Annotated in this window: 15 protein-coding genes and 2 other annotated features; of the genes, 11 read left to right on the top strand and 4 right to left on the bottom strand. The window is 29.2% G+C overall.

The window, feature by feature from the left end; genetic code table 11:
- Nucleotides 1-10: 10 nt before the first annotated feature.
- On the bottom strand, nucleotides 11-1270 hold the full coding sequence (gene leuC / locus AYC61_RS15915) for a 3-isopropylmalate dehydratase large subunit (protein ID WP_202906855.1): 1260 nt from the start codon (nucleotides 1268-1270) through the stop codon (nucleotides 11-13).
- 82 nt (nucleotides 1271-1352) lie between these two features.
- Nucleotides 1353-1586: a binding site (T-box leader), on the bottom strand.
- 172 nt (nucleotides 1587-1758) lie between these two features.
- Nucleotides 1759-2002, top strand: a binding site (T-box leader).
- A 535-nt stretch (nucleotides 2003-2537) separates the two neighbouring features.
- Here leuC and AYC61_RS15920 point away from each other — a divergent pair.
- The gene (locus AYC61_RS15920) at nucleotides 2538-4037 is read left to right on the top strand and encodes a 2-isopropylmalate synthase (protein WP_066504714.1); all 1500 of its coding nucleotides are present in this window, start codon (nucleotides 2538-2540) and stop codon (nucleotides 4035-4037) included.
- A 186-nt stretch (nucleotides 4038-4223) separates the two neighbouring features.
- Here AYC61_RS15920 and AYC61_RS15925 read toward each other — a convergent pair whose 3' ends face one another.
- Complete coding sequence (locus AYC61_RS15925; protein WP_066504722.1) at nucleotides 4224-5477, bottom strand: GNAT family N-acetyltransferase; 1254 nt, start codon at nucleotides 5475-5477, stop codon at nucleotides 4224-4226.
- Between the two features lie 347 nt (nucleotides 5478-5824).
- Here AYC61_RS15925 and AYC61_RS15930 point away from each other — a divergent pair, with 347 nt between their 5' ends.
- The 4 genes from AYC61_RS15930 (at nucleotide 5825) to AYC61_RS15945 (ending at nucleotide 11282) form a co-directional block, all read left to right on the top strand.
- On the top strand, nucleotides 5825-6832 hold the full coding sequence (locus tag AYC61_RS15930) for a dipeptidase (RefSeq protein WP_066504725.1): 1008 nt from the start codon (nucleotides 5825-5827) through the stop codon (nucleotides 6830-6832).
- Nucleotides 6833-6849: 17 nt separating this feature from the next.
- Nucleotides 6850-8961, top strand: coding sequence for a CocE/NonD family hydrolase (locus AYC61_RS15935; protein ID WP_066504728.1), 2112 nt, complete (start codon nucleotides 6850-6852; stop codon nucleotides 8959-8961).
- A gap of 246 nt (nucleotides 8962-9207) precedes the next feature.
- On the top strand, nucleotides 9208-9858 hold the full coding sequence (locus tag AYC61_RS15940) for a response regulator transcription factor (RefSeq protein ID WP_066504736.1): 651 nt from the start codon (nucleotides 9208-9210) through the stop codon (nucleotides 9856-9858).
- Entirely contained in the window at nucleotides 9855-11282 is a 1428-nt protein-coding gene (locus tag AYC61_RS15945; protein WP_066504739.1) for a sensor histidine kinase, read from the top strand. Before AYC61_RS15940 ends, AYC61_RS15945 begins: the two co-directional genes overlap by 4 nt.
- Before the next feature lie 298 nt (nucleotides 11283-11580).
- On the opposite strand, the gene AYC61_RS15950 is transcribed toward AYC61_RS15945, so the two are convergent.
- Nucleotides 11581-12096 carry a hypothetical protein gene (locus tag AYC61_RS15950; protein ID WP_066504744.1) on the bottom strand — a complete coding sequence of 172 codons (516 nt, stop codon included), beginning with the start codon at nucleotides 12094-12096 and terminating at the stop codon, nucleotides 11581-11583.
- A gap of 808 nt (nucleotides 12097-12904) precedes the next feature.
- A complete protein-coding gene (locus AYC61_RS15955; protein ID WP_066504747.1) occupies nucleotides 12905-13111 on the bottom strand; it encodes a hypothetical protein in 207 nt (68 codons plus the stop codon).
- A 156-nt stretch (nucleotides 13112-13267) separates the two neighbouring features.
- Here AYC61_RS15955 and AYC61_RS15960 point away from each other — a divergent pair, with 156 nt between their 5' ends.
- The 6 genes from AYC61_RS15960 to AYC61_RS15985 all read left to right on the top strand — a co-directional run bounded on the left by AYC61_RS15960 (nucleotide 13268) and on the right by AYC61_RS15985 (nucleotide 21257).
- Nucleotides 13268-14635, top strand: a complete 1368-nt coding sequence (locus AYC61_RS15960; RefSeq protein WP_066504750.1) for an MATE family efflux transporter — start codon at nucleotides 13268-13270, stop codon at nucleotides 14633-14635.
- A 194-nt stretch (nucleotides 14636-14829) separates the two neighbouring features.
- The gene (locus AYC61_RS15965) at nucleotides 14830-16824 is read left to right on the top strand and encodes a transporter substrate-binding domain-containing protein (protein WP_066504751.1); all 1995 of its coding nucleotides are present in this window, start codon (nucleotides 14830-14832) and stop codon (nucleotides 16822-16824) included.
- Nucleotides 16802-18148: a sigma-54-dependent transcriptional regulator gene (locus tag AYC61_RS15970; protein ID WP_066504752.1), complete on the top strand. Its 1347-nt coding sequence runs from the start codon at nucleotides 16802-16804 to the stop codon at nucleotides 18146-18148. The genes AYC61_RS15965 and AYC61_RS15970 overlap by 23 nt, the downstream gene beginning before the upstream one ends.
- Nucleotides 18149-18391: 243 nt before the next feature.
- The gene (gene gltS, locus AYC61_RS15975) at nucleotides 18392-19624 is read left to right on the top strand and encodes a sodium/glutamate symporter (protein WP_202906856.1); all 1233 of its coding nucleotides are present in this window, start codon (nucleotides 18392-18394) and stop codon (nucleotides 19622-19624) included.
- 32 nt (nucleotides 19625-19656) lie between these two features.
- Complete coding sequence (gene ftcD, locus AYC61_RS15980) at nucleotides 19657-20553, top strand: glutamate formimidoyltransferase (RefSeq protein ID WP_066504753.1); 897 nt, start codon at nucleotides 19657-19659, stop codon at nucleotides 20551-20553.
- A gap of 95 nt (nucleotides 20554-20648) precedes the next feature.
- Nucleotides 20649-21257: a HutD/Ves family protein gene (locus AYC61_RS15985; protein ID WP_066504755.1), complete on the top strand. Its 609-nt coding sequence runs from the start codon at nucleotides 20649-20651 to the stop codon at nucleotides 21255-21257.
- Nucleotides 21258-21261 lie beyond the last annotated feature (4 nt).

A 21261-nucleotide genomic window follows, 5' to 3' on the forward strand; every position in this document is an offset into this window, starting at 1 on the left:
GTTATACCTCCTATAATTCTTGTGGATTAGTTAATTTTCCTGTTATAGCTGAAGCAGCAGCAACTGCTGGACTAGATAAATACACCTCTGATTTGGGATGTCCCATCCTTCCGACGAAATTACGGTTAGTTGTAGCTACTGCTCGTTCACCTTCTGCTAATATACCCATGTGTCCACCTAAGCATGGACCGCATGTTGGAGTACTAACAACAGCACCTGCTTTTATGAATATTTCGATTAAACCTTCTTTGATTGCTTGTAAATATATGCTTTGTGTAGCAGGGAATATGATAGTCCTGATTTTTTTTGATACTTTTCTACCTTCTAATATCTTGGCAGCAGTTCTTAAATCGCTAATCCTACCATTTGTACATGATCCGATGACAACTTGATCTATTTTCACTTCATCTATTTCATCAACTGTATAAGTATTATCTGGTAGATGAGGAAAAGCAATGGTTGGTTTTATATCATTTAAATTAATATCGTAGATTTCATCGTAATCTGCATTTTCATCTGGTGTAAAAATAGTATACTCCTTACTTGAGTGATTTTTAACATAATCGAGTGTAATATCATCAACAAGAAAAATTCCATTTTTAGCACCAGCTTCAATTGCCATATTAGCTATAGTAAATCTATCATCAATATTTAGATTCTTTAATCCTTCACCAACGAATTCCATTGATTTATACAATGCTCCAGCGACGCCTATTTTTCCAATGATACTAAGAATTACATCTTTACCGCTAACCCAAGGATTTAAGCTTCCAACTATATTAAATTTAATAGCACTCGGAACTTTAAACCAACATTTACCTGTAGCCATACCCGCAGCCATATCAGTACTACCAATACCTGTAGAAAATGCTCCTAAAGCTCCATAGGTACAAGTATGTGAATCAGCACCTATAATTACATCACCAGGCACCGCCAATCCTTTTTCAGGGATTAATGCATGTTCTATACCCATTTGTCCTATTTCAAAATAGTTCTTAATTTCTTTATTGTAGGCAAATTCTCTAACCATTTTACATTGAGTAGCAGTTTTAATATCTTTATTTGGTGTAAAATGATCAGGAACTATAGCAACTTTGTTTTTATCAAAAACTTTATCGACATTCATTTTGATAAATTCTTTTATTGCAACTGGAGTAGTAATATCATTTCCTAAAACTAAATCTAAATTTGCCCTAATGAATTGCCCTGGTTTAACTTGTTTTAAATTAGCATGTTTTGCTAGTATCTTTTGAGTCATAGTCATTGACATATATAATACCTCCTAATATTATTTAAGCAACTAAAATTGCTTAGAATTTTTTTATATAACAAAAAAGCCCTTGAATATAATATTCAAGGACGAGCATTGCACGCGGTACCACCTTAATTGTGTCAATAAAGACACCTCTCAATAGTTTGATAATAAAAGCTTTATAACGAAGCTAACCGTTATTCTCTAGTATATTTAATACTTCAAGAATACTGCTCGAGAGTGAGTTTATTTTATGGTAGTATCGGTTTTCAGCAAACACCGACTCTCTACAACTTACCATTATTAAAATAATTGTCTCTGTCATAGCATGGATTTTTAATTATGTGGGTGATTAATTATTCATGATTATAACAAGCTGAAAATTTAATGTCAAGTAAAAATGATGAATATTCAAAAAATTTCATTTAATCAAAAAATTCAATCAAATTAAGTGAAAAGATGCTTGACATTGAGAATTTTATCTGATAGAATTCAATGCAATATACAAAAAAGCTGTGATGGAGAGCGTGTTTTACGTTAGCAAATACAGAGAATCGATGGCTGGTGAAAATCGATATTGTGGTTAAAATACTACTCACTCCTGAGCTGAAGCTCTGAAATATATAGTAAGAGTTTCTGGTAAGCCACCATTATTTGGCTGGGGTTTGATAGAATCTTTAAATGAGAGGCTATTGTATTTATACATTAGCTATTAAGGTGGTACCGCGGGAAATTATACTCGTCCTTTGTTGTGAAGGATGAGTTTTTTGTATTTAAGCAGAGAATATAAATCTTGATTTGGAGTAAATCGCTTACTGCTATGAACGAAGTGAGTAGGAGTTATATTTAAAATAGATTCTAATATGTGGATTGTGATTAATAATTAGGTAGTTGCAAAATGCAAATTAAAAAATGTGGATAACTTTTAATGTTTTAGCTCATAAGTTTTGGGTGAGGGGACCAGCTCATAATCTTTGACGGTTCCGACAAGAGCCCGTTTTGAGTAGAGAACCAAAATCTATGATTTTGAGTGAATCACTTACTGCTAGGAACGTAGTGAGTAGAGAGCTACTTATTTATTTAAGTGAGAGCGATGAAGAAACGAACTCTTGAAGTCACGCTTTCAAAGAAACATGAGATGGTTCCCTAGTAACTATATTGGTAGTTTTTACAACTAACATATGGGGGAAACTTAATTACATCATAGCATATAAACATTGAATTTATGCATAGTGTAGAGTTTTGCAATTAACTATGATTAATAATTAAAAGGGGGATTAATATTATGATAAAAATATTTGATACAACATTACGTGATGGGGAGCAATCCCCTGGATGTAGTATGAATTTATATGAGAAAATACAAATGGCTAAACAACTAGAAGCTTTAGGTGTAGATATAATTGAAGCTGGCTTTGCCATAGCTTCTAAAGGAGATTTTCAATCTGTTAAAGAGGTGGCTAAAACTGTTAAAAAAAGTACTGTAGCGAGTTTGGCAAGAGCTGTAGAAAAGGACATAGATTATGCATGGGAAGCCGTCAAATATGCTAAAAAACCAAGAATACACACTTTTATAGCAACATCAGATATACACATGAAATACAAGTTAAAGATGCAGCCGGAAGATGTAATAAGACAAGCTGTAGCAATGGTGAAATATGCAAAAAAATATTGTGAGGATATTGAATTTTCCGCTGAAGATGCAACTAGAAGTAATCCAATGTTTTTGGCTAAGATATATGAAGAAGTCATAAAAGTTGGAGCTACTGTAATCAACATTCCGGATACTGTTGGATATACTACTCCAAATGAATTTTATGATTTTATTAATACTATTAAAACTAATATGTCTAATTCTGATAAAGCAGAAATTTCAGTGCATTGCCATGATGATTTGGGTATGGCTGTTTCCAATACATTGTCAGCAGTAAACGCAGGAGCTGTGCAACTAGAGTGTACAATTAATGGGATAGGAGAAAGAGCAGGAAATGCAGCTCTAGAGGAAATAGTGATGGCATTATATACTAGAAAGGATTTTTATAATAAACGCTGTAATATTAATACAAAACAGATAGTGAGAACTAGTAAACTATTAAGCACTATTACAGGAGTTCAAGTGCAGCCAAATAAGTCAATTGTTGGAGAAAATGCTTTTGCTCATGAGTCAGGTATACATCAACATGGAGTACTAGAAGAAAAAAGTACTTATGAAATTATGACGCCAGAGTCTGTTGGACTTAACACTAATAAGATGGTCTTAGGTAAACATTCTGGAAAACATGCATTTGGAGAAAGAGTTAAGAGTTTAGGATATAGCTTATCTCAAGAAGAAATATCTAAAACATTTAGACAGTTTAAAAATCTAGCAGATAAAAAGAAGAATGTTTTTAATAAAGATATAGAAGCATTAATTGCAGGTAAGGTTGTAGAAATTCCTAAGGTTTATCAGCTTGAAAGATTTGTTATAAATAGCGGAAATACGATTTCTGCAACAGCGACTATAGCATTAAAGAAAGATTCAAAAATAATAGAAGAATCTGCTACTGGAGATGGACCAATAGATGCAGCTTTCAAAGCTATAGAAAAAATTGTTGCTAAAAAATTAGCATTAGAAAGTTATAGCCTTAATTCAATTACGGAAGGAAAAGATGCTCAAGGTGAAGTAATTGTAAAAATAATCTATCATTCAAATGTTTATACAGGAAGAGGACTTAGCACAGATGTAATTGAAGCTAGTGTTAAAGCGTATATTTCTGCCGTCAATAAGATGATGTTGGATTTGTAATTAATTAGTTAGTTGCGAAACAAAAACAAAAATAAAAATAAAAAAATGTGGATGACTATTATTAGTTTGACTCAAAAGTTTTTGGTGAGGGGAACCATCTCAACACGTTATCATATAGTTTTTTCAATATGTGTATAATCTTTGATGGTTCCCTAGTAACTATATTGGTATTTTTTACAACTTAGACTAAAAAGCTGTTAAGCATGCAGGTTTATGTTTTACTCTAAATATGTTGTCAACAACATCTAAGTAGCTAGTATCAGAGATATCTGCCAGATTATAATGATAAAGAGTTTCAAAATTTATTGTTCCTGTTATTAAAGAGGCAAATTCTGCAATGTCCATTGATATTCTTACATCATAATTTGTGTTATTATTTATTGTTGCTAAACCATTATTGAATTCAATATAATATTTTTTATTATTATGCGGCATGAAAGAGTCCTTGATGTCTAAGCATAATTTACAGCTTGCATTGTTGAAATTATGAGATGACAATACTTCAAAAACTTTTTCTACATCAACCACTCTATACATAGTACCTACTCCTTGGTGATTGCTTCCATGAAATACATGAGGAATGAGTATATTAGAATCATCACGTACATCATTGAGTAGAAAATGAAAATTTTCATCATGAGTATCAATAATAATTCTTGATATTTGATCAGATTGAGAATTTAAAAAAGTAAATAATTCTAGCATAGCTTCTCTATTTTCATAGATGAGCTGATTTACGTGCAGATTGTTTATTAAGAAATTATCTTCATTACCTTTTTTAAATGTTATTGTGACATATCCTTGTATTTGACCATCTTTTTTATATGCTATAGTTCTAGCACCTCTTGCTTTAAAAGATCTATCAAATAAATCTTCATTATGCTGAAATAAACCATTTGTTTTAGATGCGTACCTATTGTAACAATCAATCAAGTCTTTTTTATCTTTATCAGTTACGAAAAATAGATGATCTTTACAATGATTTGAAGGCAAGTCATGAGGCTTTATTTTATATTGGCTCATTTTAGCTCCAAAACCAAAGCCCATTTTTTTATAGAAATTTGGATGAAACGGATATATTATTACTAATGGACAACCTTTATTTTTGAAGTGATTGAGACCGAATAATGTTACATCTCTACATATTTTTTCTTTTTTATGAAGTAAATCTACTGCTAAAGAACCTAATCCACCAACTGGTACTAATACTGATAAAAAGTTCATAGTAAAATCGTAAAATCTTCCTACACCATAAAGCTCTGAATTTTTATAGATTCCATAATAACCAAGATCGATTCCTAGTCTATCTAGTTCAGCTGCCTGCGTTTTTATTAACTCTGCTTTTTCTTTAGTTATTTCTAATGTTGTATAAGCATTAGATTGAATTTTGATATAATCATCAAAATTTTCAATTTTTAGTTTTTGAATATCATAACTCATAAAAAGCCTCCTATAATTAAGAAATTAAGGATATATTTCTATTTTAACATACAAAAATCCTCTAAACTTTCCATATTTATTAAATGTTTTTTTGAAATAAATATGGAACAATATTAATAAGCGTAAAGTCTAAATAAATGATTTGATTATAAAACTTGCTTTTTATCCAATATTATTGGTTATTATTTGTGACTATCTCGAATTTTTGAGGTAGTCCTTTTTTTTAACTGAGAACCTTGAATTTAAACTAGGATGTTGCTTATTACTATGAATGATTATCATTTTATTTAAAAAAGAGGTATGTATTATACTTTTATAGAAAGTATTAGAAAAAGGAGGGGGATAGTGTGAAACAACGTATAAAACACATACAAGATAATTTTCCAATAATTGATGCACACTATGATATGCTTATTGATGTAACTAGTAAGAGGTTAAAAGGTCAAATAAAGGTTATAGAGAATGATTACCTACAAGAATTTCAAAAGAGTGGAGCTAACTTAATAGTTTGCTCTATTTTTATAGATGATCAATTTGTACCTGAGATGGCTCTTAGACAAGCATTAGACCAAATAAGTGCATTATATTGTGAAATTGAAGAATCATCTGAGTACATTATGTTATGTAAAACATATGATGATATACAACAAGCAATTAAGGAGAAAAAGGTTGGTTTCCTTTTATCCTTTGAAGGAGTAGAACCATTAGGAAACGATATAAATCTTCTGAAAATTTTCTACGAATTAGGAGTAAGATTAGTAGGTCTTGTTTGGAGTAGAAGAAATTATGCAGGGGATGGAAGTAATTTTAAAGAAATAGAAGAAGGTAAAAAAGGTGGACTAACTAATTTTGGAATACAGATTGTAAGAAAAGCAGAAGAATTAGGTATGATTATTGATGTAAGTCATTTAAATGATGAAGGTTTTTGGGATGTAATTAGTATTTCGAAAAATCCTGTAATAGCATCTCATTCAGATTGTAGAGAATTATGTAATGTTATGAGAAATTTAGAAGATGATCAAATAAAAGCTATTGCGAAAAGTGGTGGAGTAATAGGTATGAATGTTTGTAGTAATTTTGTAGCAGAGAATGATGAGGATAAAAACTACAAAACATTAGCTAATCATGTTGATTACATAGCAAAACTTGTTGGAGTACAGTATGTGGGTTTTGGATTTGATTTTTGTGATTTTTTAAGAGGCGGTCATGATGGGATAGTATTTGATGTAATAAAATCTTATAAAGAAACTGAATTGTTTATACAAGAACTTATTTCAAGAGGATATACAGATGATGAGATTAAAATGATAACTGGTCAGAATTTCTTGAATCTTTATAAAAAGGTTCTTAAATAAATATAGGAGGCGCGCTTATGGATTGGCTTAATAGAGACGTTTATTTATTTTATAAATCAGGAATATTAAGGTCTGAAATTGTCATAAATAAGAATGAATTTTTAATTAGGACATTGAATATTTTTGATAATCTTTGGTCAGATTATGTGGAGATAAAATCTAGAGATATTGCTATTAAACATTTACCTGAACGAATTTTTGATGTCTATAATGAAGTTAAGGCTATCAATCTAAAAAATGTAGAGACGTTTAAAACAAAAAAATTTTGTCTTGAAAAATATAAAAAAATCGACGAAAACACATGGTTATGGGTTATGCAGACACGCAACATACCAGTTGATTTAATTGTCAAAAACAATGAAATTATAGGTTATATCCTAACTATAAGAGATGAATGTAGTGTTTTAATTAAAAAAGGTAATGAAGATTTAACACCTCTTGAACTATGGAATGATGAAAAAATTTCAAAAGATAAATATTGTATAAAACATTTAGGGACTTTTTATATCAATACTGTAGATGACGCAGATTTAGCTACAGATGTATGGATACCCAAATCAGACGATATAAACAAGAAATTCCCCGTTGTATTTAAAAGAACACCTTATGGCAGATTAGATAAGGCGGAAAGATGGTTTAAATACGTTTGTAGAGGGTACGCTTTAGTAATCCAAGACGTAAGAGGTAGAGAAGATTCTACAGGTGAATGGGTTCCGTATAAGTATGATAGACAAGATGGAGATGAAAGCTTAAATTGGATTTCTAAACAATATTGGTGTGATGGAAATATTGGCATGATCGGTTCTTCGTATTTAGGTTGTGTTCAATGGCATGCTGCTGCCAGCGGCAATAAGAATCTTAAAGCTATAGTAAGTATGGTAACTTCAGGTCCTCCATTCATTGATATTGAAAGAAAAGGTGGTATAATTCCTTCTGGTTCCTTTGCTTGGACTTTTATGATGGCAGATAAGAAAATGAATAGAAAGGCTCTAAAAAGAAATGACTGGGATACCTTATTAAACCATAGACCAATAAAGGAAATTCCTAGGGTAGGATTAGGGAGGAGTATTCATTTTTGTGATGAACAGATGAAACATTTAAATAATGATGAATTTTGGAAAAATACAGATTGGTCTTTATACGGTGACAAGATAGATGTACCTTCCTTAATAATTTCTGGATGGTATGATGATAATGGAATGGGTTCAACAGTAGCATGGGAAATGAATGAAAAAAATAAAAGAAATAATCAAAAGTTGGTATTTGGACCTTGGAAACATGGGTTTAACAGTAGTAGAGAAATACATGGAGTAAAATTTGGAAACAACTCTATTAGATATGATATAGATGTATTGACATTAAAATGGTTTGATAAATTTTTAAAAGGTATTGATAACGATATTGAAAACCAAAAATCTGTACAATACTATTTGGTAGGCGAAAATAAATGGATGGAAGATAATAAGTGGCCTCCTGAGAATGTAGAGTATACAAATATTTACTTAAATAGTGATGGTAATGCTCAAACAAGCAGTGGAAATGGTAGTTTAAGCTGGAATATTTCAAAAACTGATTTATATGATACATACGACTATGATCCACATAATCCTGTACCATTTTTAATAGATGTATCGGAAAATGAAATGAATGTACCTGCTAATTATAAGGATATAGATAAAAGATATGATGTGTTAGTATATACATCAGAGGTATTAAAAGAACCTGTTACGATTGCTGGGAATATATATGCAGTTTTATATGCAGCAAGTAGTGCAAAGGATACGGATTGGGTGGTCAGGTTAGAAGATGTTGATGAAAATGAAAATTCTATAAGATTAACAGACGGTATATTAAGAGCTAGGTATAGAAATTCATTTGAAAATCCAACGTTGTTAGAGCCAGAGAAAATAGAAGAGTATAATATAAGAATGGCTAAAACTGCTAATGTTTTTAAAAAAGGTCATAGAATAAGAGTTACTATTACATCTAGTGCTAAAGCATTAGTATTTCCTAATCATAATACTGGAAATAATCCTTATGAAGATGTAGAGATGATAAAAGCTGTGCAAAAAATATATCATGGAAGCAGTTATCATAGCCATGTAAAATTACCTATTATAAAACTTTAGCCTCTGATAATTAGTCAATTATAATACAATATAATCTTAACAATTATAAAAACACATAATTTCACATAATTCTAATATATTTATTCTATAGTTTTTTATTATAATAATGCTGTGGTTTGTGTTAATATATAAAATAGGGCTGTTTCAAATGAATGAAGTTCAAAATTGAAACAACCCTTTACTTAAATGTAAAGAAGTTTATCTATTAAGTTAATAATTTCTTATAAATAGTAGTGGGGTGTTAAAGTGTATAAAATTTATTTATTAGAAGATGAAAAAAATTTAAATGATCTTTTGACTTTTCACTTAGAAAATGAAGGTTGGGAAATTAAATCTTTTCTTTATGGTTTAGAAGCCTTAAAGCATATACAGGATGATGTGGATTTATGGGTGTTGGATATTATGGTACCAGATATGGATGGTTATACACTAATTAAAAAAATAAAAGAAGTAAAAGATGTACCTGTTATATTTATATCTGCACGAGATAAAGATATAGATAGGGTTATTGGTTTAGAATATGGAAGTGATGATTATATAACTAAACCATTTTTGCCGAGAGAGCTGATTTTGAGAATAGAAAAGTTGTTATCAAGAAATACTCCTAAAGAGGTTATAACTGTCAATGAATGTTACATATTAGATAAGAAACGTAGAGAGCTGTTATATAAAAATGAAGTAGTTGTATTGACTTCGAAAGAATTTGATTTGGTAAAAGTAATGATAGATGCTCCAAGAAAGGCTTTTTCAAGAGAAGATCTCTTAAATAACGTATGGGGAGAAGATTATTTTGGAAGTGAAAGAGTTGTTGATGATTTAGTAAGGAGAATCAGAAAGAAGCTTCCAAATTTAAAGATAGAAACAGTATATGGCTATGGATATAGGTGGGTTGAATGAAGAAAAAATCAATATTAAAGAAATATATAATTTGGTTTATGCTAATAACAATTTGTTTTATGTCATTAGTTGGTATTATTACTTATAAAGGTATTAAAGATTTCTTTACTGAGGAAACTTACAAAACTATAGAACATGCACAAAGTATAAAACTTCCGACTGTTATTAATAGAATTAACAGAGATGAGGTTTATAAAGAAGAAGATATAGCAATAGATCAAAATTCTAGAGCAGTAGGTCATATGTATGCAACCTATAATAAAGAAACAGAGAAAATTAGCAGTTTAAAAAATTTGCAAAATATTCCTTTCGACTTTGAAGATATAAAAAAAAATATATCAAAACAAATAAAAAATGGATATGAAGAAAAAAGGTATGTTCAAAATATTGAAGGTAAAAAACTTTACTATGTAATAAAAAAAATAGACAACAGAAATATTAATAGAAAGATTCTTTCTTATAAACAGGATAATAAAAATATAAATAGACTAGTAAAACAAGTAGCAAATAATAGCTTTATTATATCATATATGTGGGAAACTTACTCGAATGAGCTGACTAAAAATATATTTGGTAAATTTATAATTGTCATATTTTCTTTTATGATTATAATATTTATTCTTTCATATGCAATGATAAAAAAAATATCTATTAGGTTTAATAAGCTTCAAACAGATGTAGCAAATATAGCATCAATGCAGTGGGATAAGCCGATTTATGCACAGGATGATGATGAAATAGGTAGGTTGAGTCAAAGTATTGATAAGATGAGACTACAGCTAAAAAAATATGATGAAGATTTGCGAAATTATTTTCATTCAATATCACATGAATTAAAAACACCTATTATGATTATAAAAGGATATACGGATTCTATATTATCTAAAAAATATCCAAAAGGAGATTTAGATAGTTCTTTAATGGTTATTGATGAAGAAATAGATAGACTTGAAGATATGGTTAGAAATATTTTATATCTAAATAAAATAGATTTTATTTCAAAGAATTATTCTGTTAATAGTACATTAAATATTGTAAGTTTGATAGAAAATGCTTCAAAAAGATTTAAGCGACTAGATGAAACTATTAATTGGGACTTAAATATTACTTATGATTATGAAGTTAGAGGTTTAGAAGAACAATGGGAGTCAGTTCTTAATAATATTTTGGATAATCAAGTTAGATATGCAAAAAACAATATTAGTATTTATGTGAAAAATAATATTATTACAATAAGTAATGATGGACCTTCTTTAGATGATAAAACTATTGAAAAGCTATTTACTCCTTTTTTTAAGGGAAAAAGAGGAAGTACAGGATTAGGACTTTTTATAGTTAAAAAACTTTTAAATCTTAATAAATATGATATTATAGCAAATAATACTTCTGATGGAGTTAGCTTTAGTATAATTGATATATCTTAAAATAATATTGCACATTTAAGAGCAAATTTTCGTGTGATTGATTTAATGACTAATTTTGTACTTTATATGCTATATCAGTTATTTGACATGTATTATAGGTAACTATGAAGATCTCCTATTGTTTTCAAATTCACTTGTGTAATCATATTTCTTAATACTTCTTTTGGCACTGTGCTCATAAAAAAACGCTCTCTTCTGGTTATATTTGAATTGTTGTCAGAATAGAACGTTTTTTTCACAAAAGCACAGATTAAATTATATTACCTTAAATTTCATCCATTTTCATAAACTAAATATATCACCAATTTTCTTCTTGAATATTTTCATCCGTAATAAAGTTATTATGCAATTCTTTATATTTTTCATAGTTCATACCGCCTGTTATTATATAATATCTGCTGTTTATGTTAGCAACACCTTCGTTAACAAAATAAACATAAAAAATAATATTGTCATCTTTATCTTTAAACCTTTTAGGACTATTACCAGTAAGATCAAAACCCTCGAATTCAGTTAATTCTAGATATTCTTTATTTTTAAATAGTCCTATGAATTCATTAATTAATTTTTTATCATATGATACATATAATACACCAGTACCAGAGCATCTTTCTTCTAATTTATAAGGCTGATTACCATCAATTTTTACAATAGAATCAAAAGACTGAAATTTAGCTTCTAAAGGATCCTTATCATTATTTACTGTATTATTGTTTATTTCAGAATGAAAAAATCGAATACTTAATAAAACACCAGTTAAAATGATTATTGAAAATATTATAATGAACTTAATATACGGTTTCAGAAGAATCACCTCAATATTATTCTATTTTGGTTTAAATGTTGACATAGTAACAGATTTGTAGTTTCTTCCATAAGCGACATAAATTTTTCTTGGTGTAGAACCCCAATTGTCGTGAACCATCATATTACTGATTGGGAAAGTGGATATGATACTGTTGATTGCAAATACATATATACACCTGATATATTTTTAAAATAAATAAAAAATTATGTAAAAAAGTAAGTCAATAATAATAGTATAGCATAAATAAATTCAAAAATAAAGAATAAATAAAATATAATAACAATAAAACAATATGTTACCAATTAATTCGTTGTATTTAAACTTATGTTTATAATATTTTTGTTAAAGAATTTGTTTATCTTTTTGACTTGAGATAATTTAGAAAGCGTGTACATTGGATCAATGAAATGTAATCAAGTTAAGAAATATACAAATCAAAAAACTTTTTGATTATACCAAATTTATAATGATTATTTTTTACTTTAAGAATGATGTATAAGTGTCGTAATTCTTGAAAATGAGCCGTTAGAAGAAACTAAGTATTAAACAAATTAAAAAAATATGAAGTAGATTTAAAAGCTCAAGGAGTCAATGATATTTAAAATTGACTATTGTAGTAAAAGGGGAAAAGATTAAGATGAAGGTGTTATAAATCTAATTATTAAAGCTTATGTATCTGTTACATTGAAATGGAGGCATAGCTTTTTCTTTAGATTATAAGATTTTTTAGGTATAGGTTTGATAATATTACTCACAACAAAAAACTAGACCTTGGTTATGGTCTAGTCAAACATTTTGAGACAGCCCCTTTAGATTATTCTTCAATTTTATAAGTAAATGGATAAACTTGCTCTGGATTTTTATTTAACTTACTTGCAAATGCTTGAGCATCTATTTCTTCGACTGTATTACCATCTTTATAAACCTTCATGTTCCAAACTTCTCCATCATCTTTTACAAGTAAATCTGCTGGATAAGTTGTACCATCATCAAAAGTAACGCTTCCTTTTTTCCAAGGCATATTTTTATCTCCTTTCTTATGGTGTTAATAGTATTTTGTCAATATAACTGATAAAAATACATTAAATATATTCTTTAAATGTAATAAATAGTTCTTGCTTTTGTATAATAATATTTGGTATATTATTTCTATGTCAGATTGTATAGGTGAGAGAATATGTTTAACAAGAAAACTATAAAAGATGTACTAAGATTATCACTGCCTGCTGTTGGCGAAATGATTCTTTATATGTTAATATGGGTTTTAGATACCATGATGGTAGGAAAGCATGGTGGACAAATAAGTGTAACAGCAGTTGGATTGAGTTCAGAAATTATATATACTTTTATAAATATAGTAGTAGCAATGGGATTAAGTGTAGGGATTACATCATTAGTAGCTAGAAAAATTGGCGCTAATGAAAAACACAAAGCTGAAGAATATGCAAGTTTAGGTATTGCATGTACTATAGTTATAGCGTTTTTAATATCTTTAACATTCTTTGTTTTTTCAGAAAGTATATTAAAGCTAGCTAAAGCAGATTCACAAGTAGCTTATATAGGTGCTAAATACATGAGGATATGTTCTATTGGTGCTTTTTTTAACATGGTACAATCTTCGTTTAATGCGGTGTTAAGAGGCTTTGGAAATACTAAAACACCACTTAAAATATCTTTTGTGGTAAATATAGTTAACATAAGCTTAGACTATATGCTTATTTTTGGTAGATTTGGATTTCCTGAGTTAGGTGTTAGAGGTGCTGCTATTGCAACGACTACAGCTAATGTATGCGGATTATTATTAGTTGTAAAATACGTTTTTACTAATGATGAAATAAAACCGAGAATTAAGTATATAAAAAATTATAGTATAAAAAGGTTTAGAGAGCTTATCAATTTATCAATACCATCGTCTTTACAGGAAGGTGCTTTTAGTATAAGCAGATTAATAAATGTATTTATGATAATGCTGCTAGGAAATGCAGCTTTTTCAGCTAATCAAATAACAACTACAATAGAATCACTTTCATATATGCCAGGGTGGGGCTTTGCCGTTGCGGCTACAACATTAGTAGGACAAAAAATAGGTGCGAAGGATTATAAGAAAGCCAAAGAATATATGAATATTTGTTTATTTTTTGGTACAGCTATAATGGCATTAATAGCAATAATGTTTTTTGTTTTTCCGAAAGAACTTATTACATTATTTATAAAAGAAAATGAGAAACAAGTTATATTATTAGGAGCTTCTTGTTTGGCAGTAGCTGCACTTGAACAGATACCTATAGCTATTTCTATGATTATAGGAGGCGGTTTAAAAGGTAGTGGTGATACTAAAAGTCCATTTATAGTTTCTGTAATTTCAAACTGGCTTTTTAGATTGCCATTAATGTATTATTTTATTTATTTGAATAGAAAACCCGTAGTATATGTATGGAGAATAACAGCAATACAATGGCTTATAGATGCTGCTTTGTTGTTAGTGGTTTATAAAAGACGAATTAAAGAGTGGAATCAAGAAGGCATGAATATTACAAAAAAGTAATTACTAAAAATTTTTAAAAAAGGATTCTATGTATTACCTAATATGATAGTATTATAGAAGCTATAAAAAGAAAATTCCTTGTATTGCTACTATCAGGCAATTTATTAAATTAAACTAATAACAACTGAAAGGAAACCATAAGATGCAGTGTCTTGGTTATGATAAAAAACGATGTAGAAATCAGGTGAAGATTATTGTCTAAAAAAATTTTATTTGTAGTAATTGTAATATTAGTTTTTCTTGCTTTTAATGCATACGAAATATATGACAACATAACTTTAGAACAGTATAAACACACTGTTATAAAAGTAGCTGGAGATGAAAAATTTCCTCCTTATGAATATGTTGATAATGAAAAAACTTATACTGGTTTTAATGTAGATATAATGAATGCTATTGCCTCTAGAATGGAAGTACATATTAAGTTTTATCCCATGTCATGGGATGATGCATGCAAAAAGTTAGAAAATGGAGAGATAGATGTCATTCAAGGGATGAAATATACTAAAGAAAGAGACAAATATTATGATTTTTCAAAAGAGTATCTGGAAAATTCACAGTCGATTTTTGTACGAGCTGATAATAAGGATATAGCTGATTTTGAAGATTTAAACAGCAAAACTGTTGTTATACAGCAGGAAGATATTGTAGAAAACAATCTTAAAGAATTAAACAATGTTAATATTATTTATACAAAGAATCAAGAAGACGCATTACATGAACTACTTAGTGGACAAGTAGATGCTTATATAGGCAATACTTTGACAGGTGTTTACTTGATTAATAAAATGGAAGCTGAAGATAAAATAAAATTAGTTGGAGAGACTCTTAATTCAACCAAATATTGTATGGCTGTGAAAAACGGAGATAAAGAAATATTAAACATAATTAATAAGGGACTAAGAAATATAGAAAAAAATGGGACTTACGATAGGATATACAGAAAATGGTTTGGAAGAACTGTTGATCATACAAGACAGTATGTTTATAAAATATTGCTTTTTTTAAGTATATTAATAATTATATTTATTATTATCGTGTTTATGTTCTATAGATGGAATGCTACATTAAAAAAAGAGGTTTCAAGACAAACGAGTAAACTTAATTCAGCTAATGAAATACTTGTTAAAAAGAATATGCAGATTAAATATGAAAGGGATTTTAGAGAATGGATACTTAATTCTATATTTAGTGGAGTTGTTACAATTAATCAAGAAGGTACAATAACATTCTCAAATAAACTAGCTGATAATATATTAAATACTAAGCAGAGTATGGAAGGTAAAAGGTATAGTGATACAGTTATTAGCAAAATATATTTTTCTGATAAACTAGTGCAACACAAAGGCGAGAAAGAAGTCTTAATAAATGGTAATAAAATATATTTAAGTTATAAAATTAGTACACTAAATAGTATTAATGGAGAAAATAAAGATACTATAATTATTTTTAGAGATGTAACTGAAGAAAAATTACTTCAGGATAATATAATGAGAAAAGATAAGCTTCAGTCATTGGGAAACCTTATTGCAGGTATCGCACATGAGATAAGAAATCCATTAACTTCTATAAAAACATATACAGAATTGATACCTAAAAAATTTGATAATCCAAAATTTAGAGAGATGATATCAAAAGATATTCCAATAGAAATAGATAGGTTAAATGATCTTATAACAAATTTACTTGAGTATTCAAAGCCCAGAAGACCATTTAAAGAATTTGTCAAATTAAATGATAGTGTTGATAGTGTTATGTTATTTTTAAAAGATAAAATAAATAAGGAAAACATAATTTTTGAAAATAATATTAGCGAAGATATATATATATACGTTGATAAAAACCAGTTTAGACAAGTATTTATTAATTTAATGCTAAATTCTATTGAAAGCTTAGATAAAGAAGGTAAGAAAATAATTATTTCTGCTAAAAAGCTAGATAAGATTATATCATTATCTATACAAGACAATGGCTGTGGAATAGATGAAGATAGTTTAAACAAAATCTTCAATCCTTTTTATACTACCAAAGCTAATGGGACAGGTCTTGGGCTTTTTATAGTTTACCAGTTGCTTTTAGAAAATGATGTACAAATTAAATTTGAAACTGTATTAGGGAAAGGTACAAAAGTTATTATGGATTTTAAAAAATTGGAGATTGATAATCATGGAAAAATTATTAATAGTTGATGATGAGTCGTCAATATGTACTTCACTAAGTTTTGCTCTTGAGGATGAGTTTGAAGTATTTACAGCTTATGATGAAATAACAGCTATAAATATTATAAAGAATAATGAAATATCAATAGTGCTTTTGGATTTGAAATTAGGTAGAAGTGATGGAATAAATGTGTTGAAAAAAATAAAATTTTTAAAATCTGACGTTTTAGTTATTATTATGACTGCCTATGGGACAATAGAGTCTTCAGTGCAGGCTATTAAGGCTGGTGCTTTTTATTACATAACAAAACCAATTAATATTGACGAACTTAGACTTCTTCTCGAAAAGTCAAAGGAATATATTGTATTAAATTCTAGGATTAAATACTTAAGTGCTCAAATCGGTAATGGTGTTTCTAAATTTGGATTAGTAGGAAGCTCAAAAAAAATGATTAATATTTTTGATTTGATTTCAAAAGTAAAAGATATAGATACAAATGTGTTAGTAAATGGAGAAAGTGGTACAGGTAAAGAACTTGTGGCTAGAGCAATACATTTTGAGGGAAAAAGAAAGGACAAGCCTTTTAACATTATTAATTGCCCTGCTATCCCAGGAAACTTGTTAGAAAGTGAATTATTTGGATTTAGAAAAGGTTCATTTACTGGAGCAGTTGAAGATAGAAAAGGGATAATAGAGCTTTCAGATGGAGGGACACTTTTTTTAGATGAAGTAGGTGACATAGATATAAGTCTTCAAGCGAAACTTTTGAGAGTTATTCAAGAAAAGAAAGTATGCCCTATTGGATCATCTGAAAGAATAAAGGTTAACGTCAGATTTATTTCAGCAACTAATAAAAATTTAGAAGAAGAAGTGAAATTAGGCAACTTCAGAGAAGATTTGTTTTATAGGTTAAATGTAATAAATATTAATATGCCCCCATTGAGGGAAAGGACGGAAGATATATCTAGACTTACGGGTGAGTTTATTAAAAAATACAATATACTACTAGAAAAGAATATAAAAGGGATAACAGCTAAGGCTCTTGAAGCACTGGAAAAATACAAATTTAAAGGAAATGTAAGAGAACTAGAAAATATAATAGAACGCGGGGTAGCATTAACTGATAATGATTTTATTGACGTAGATGATTTACCTGATAAAGTGATGAAAGTAGAAAATATTATAAAGACTAGAGAAGATGTCATACCTGTACATGTAGGTGAAGACCTAAAAACAATAGAGAAGAAAGTTATAAAGGCAACATTAAAGAAGTTTAATAATAAAAAGAAAACAGCACAAATACTTGGTATAAGTGAAAGAGCTTTAAGATATAAAGCGAAAGAGTGTGAATAGTAAACCTGCAAAATTTGCATAACGGCAAATTTTGCAGGTTTTTTTATTGCTGTAATAAAAGTTGAAAAAAGCAAAATTGATGCTTAAGCTGATGATATACAGATTTCAAATAAAAAATATATACTGGCATAAAATTTGCTATATATAAATTCACAGTCTTTTAAAATTAGAACTGCAAACGTTTGCTCTAAAATAACTTGTTTCAATAAGCATTTTAATATCAACATTAGAGGGGGAATTATTTTGGATGGAAAAATTGTAAATAATATTTTAACACTTAATTTTGACATGATAGCAACATTAGCAATAGCGGTTTTATTATTACTTTTAGGGTACTTTCTACGAAAAAAAATCACTTTATTGGAAAAATTCTGTATTCCTGCTCCTGTTATTGGAGGATTAATATTTGCAATAATTGCATTAATATTAAAAGAGACAAATGTAATGACAATAAAATTAGATACAACATTCCAAACACCATTTATGATTGCATTTTTTACTATAGTTGGTCTTGGAGGTAGTTTTTCACTTCTTAAAAAAGGTGGAGTTACTTTAATAATATATTGGCTGCTTTGTGGAGTAATGTCTGTTGCGCAAAATGCAATTGGTGTAATTTGTGCGAAATTAACAGGGATTCATCCTATTCTTGGAGTTATGGCAGGCGCTGTATCAATGGAAGGTGGTCATGGTGCAGCAGCAGCGTTTGGTAAAACAGCAGAAAGCATGGGAGTAACTGGTGCTTCTACAGTAGCAATAGCAGCTGCAACATTTGGTCTTATAGCTGGAGGGCTTATTGGAGGTCCAATTGCCAAACATCTAGTTGATAGAAATAAACTAAAAGCCGAAAATGTTAATATGGATAGTACTGAGACTTTTGAAGAAGTAGCAGGAATATCAAATAATACCAAAATTACATCAAATGTATTGATGGTACAGATAGCACTCATAGTAGTCTGTATGACGGTAGGTACTGTTGTTAGCGGTTGGTTTTCAAAAGCTACAGGACTTGTTCTTCCGCAGTATGTTGGTGCAATGTTTGTTGCTGTAATTGTTAGGAACATCAACGATAAATTAAATTTTGTAAATATAAATTATTATGTAATAGATTTACTTAGCAATGTATTCCTTGGGATATTCTTATCAATGGCTCTAATGTCATTAAGATTATGGGAGCTAGCTGGACTAGCTGGACCATTATTTGTAATAGTTGTAGCTCAAGTACTATTTATAATTGTATATACAACATTTATAGCATTTAAATTACTTGGTAAAAATTACGATGCAGCTGCTATGTGTGCAGGTATGGCAGGACATGGAATGGGAGCTACTCCAAATGCTATAGCTAATATAGGAGCAGTAACAGAGAAATATGGATCATCACCAAGAGCATTTCTTATAGTACCTGTTGTTGGAGCATTTTTAATAGATCTTATTGGAATACCAAATATAGTGTGGTTTATGAATATGTTTATATAAAATAAAAAAATACTTTTAGGGAGGAATAAAAAATGGCAAGAAAGATAATCGAATGTGTACCAAACTTTAGTGAAGGAAGAAATAAAGAAGTAATAGAGGCAGTAGTTGATGAAGTAAGAAAAGTTAAGGGAGTAAGCCTTTTAAGCTATAGCTCAGATAAAGATCACAATAGAACTGTTGTAACATTTATAGGTGAACCTCAAGCCGTTGAAGATGCAGCTTTCTATTTGACTAAAAAAGCTGCTGAGCTTATAGATATGACTGTTCATCATGGTGGACATCCAAGAATGGGTGCTACAGATGTTGTTCCATTTATACCTGTTTCCAATGTTACTATGGAGGAATGTGTTGAAGTTGCAAAAAAAGTAGGTAAAAGAATAGGTGAATTAGAAATACCTGTATATCTATATGAAGACGCTGCTTCAAAACCTGAAAGGAAAAATCTTGCAAGTGTAAGAAAAGGACAATATGAAGGATTTTTTGAAAAGATAAAGGAAGCTGAGTGGAAACCTGATTTTGGTCCAGCTGTTATGAATGCAAAAGCAGGAGCTACTGCTGTTGGTGCAAGAGTGCCTCTTATTGCATATAATGTTAATCTTGATACAGATGACATTGATATAGCAAATAAGATTGCAAAAATAGTTAGACATATAGGTGGAGGCTTAAGATATGTAAAAGCAATGGGAGTGAAGCTTGAGGAAAGAAATATAGTACAAGTTTCTATGAACCTTGTAAATTTTGAAAAGACATCAATATACAGAGCAGTTGAAATGGTTAGAATGGAAGCAAAAAGATATGGTGTGTCAGTTATTGGGACTGAACTAATAGGGTTACTTCCAATGAAAGCACTTATTGATTGCGCAGAATATTATTTGCAGATAGAAAACTTCAATATGGATCAAATACTTGAGACAAGAGTATCGGAATAAGAATAAACTTGATATAGCAGCATAAATACCCTATTAATATAGGTATTTATGCTGTATATTTTGGAATTATTTAGAGTTTGAAGGGGAGAAAAAAGGTGGCATATTCTATAAAAATAGTAAAAAAAGAGCTGCAAAAAACTAGTGAATGGTCTGGAGGAACTACTACAGAATTATACATATATCCTGAAGGCAGTGATTACAAGAAAAGAGATTTTTTATGGAGGCTTAGTTCGGCTGCTGTAAATTTAGAAGAATCGACATTTACACATCTTCCAGAGGTACAGAGAATTATTATGGTATTAGAGGGTGAAATGAAACTAAAGCATGAAGGTCACTATACTGTAGATTTAACTCCTTTTAAGCAAGATACTTTTGATGGCAACTTTACTACTAAAAGTTTTGGTAAAGTAAAAGATTTTAATCTTATGATGAAAGAGGGCTGTAAAGGAAAAATCAAGGCTTTAGATTTCAGTAATGATTTAGAAATAGATATAAAGAATCATGAAATAAAAACAACAGAAGCTTTTTACAGCTTGAGTGATGATGTTGAAATAATTATTAATGATAAAGAAAAAGTTTGTTTAAATAAGGAAGATTTGATGCTTATAAATATAGATAATAATTTAGAAACTATTCATTTATCCATAATTAATAATGAAGGGATAAATAAGAAATTAGTAAGAGCAAGTATTAAGGAAAAATAAGTTT

It is taken from the genome of Abyssisolibacter fermentans, assembly GCF_001559865.1.
Classification (GTDB): Bacteria; Bacillota; Clostridia; order Tissierellales; family MCWD3; genus Abyssisolibacter; species Abyssisolibacter fermentans.

Coding starts and splice junctions, on each gene's coding strand:
- AYC61_RS15945 (WP_066504739.1), top strand. CDS start 9,855: ATGAAGAAAAAATCAATATTAAAGAAATATATAATTTGGTTTATGCTA.
- AYC61_RS15955 (WP_066504747.1), bottom strand. CDS start 13,111: ATGCCTTGGAAAAAAGGAAGCGTTACTTTTGATGATGGTACAACTTAT.
- AYC61_RS15960 (WP_066504750.1), top strand. CDS start 13,268: ATGTTTAACAAGAAAACTATAAAAGATGTACTAAGATTATCACTGCCT.
- AYC61_RS15970 (WP_066504752.1), top strand. CDS start 16,802: ATGGAAAAATTATTAATAGTTGATGATGAGTCGTCAATATGTACTTCA.
- AYC61_RS15935 (WP_066504728.1), top strand. CDS start 6,850: ATGGATTGGCTTAATAGAGACGTTTATTTATTTTATAAATCAGGAATA.
- AYC61_RS15925 (WP_066504722.1), bottom strand. CDS start 5,477: ATGAGTTATGATATTCAAAAACTAAAAATTGAAAATTTTGATGATTAT.
- AYC61_RS15920 (WP_066504714.1), top strand. CDS start 2,538: ATGATAAAAATATTTGATACAACATTACGTGATGGGGAGCAATCCCCT.
- leuC (WP_202906855.1), bottom strand. CDS start 1,270: ATGTCAATGACTATGACTCAAAAGATACTAGCAAAACATGCTAATTTA.
- ftcD (WP_066504753.1), top strand. CDS start 19,657: ATGGCAAGAAAGATAATCGAATGTGTACCAAACTTTAGTGAAGGAAGA.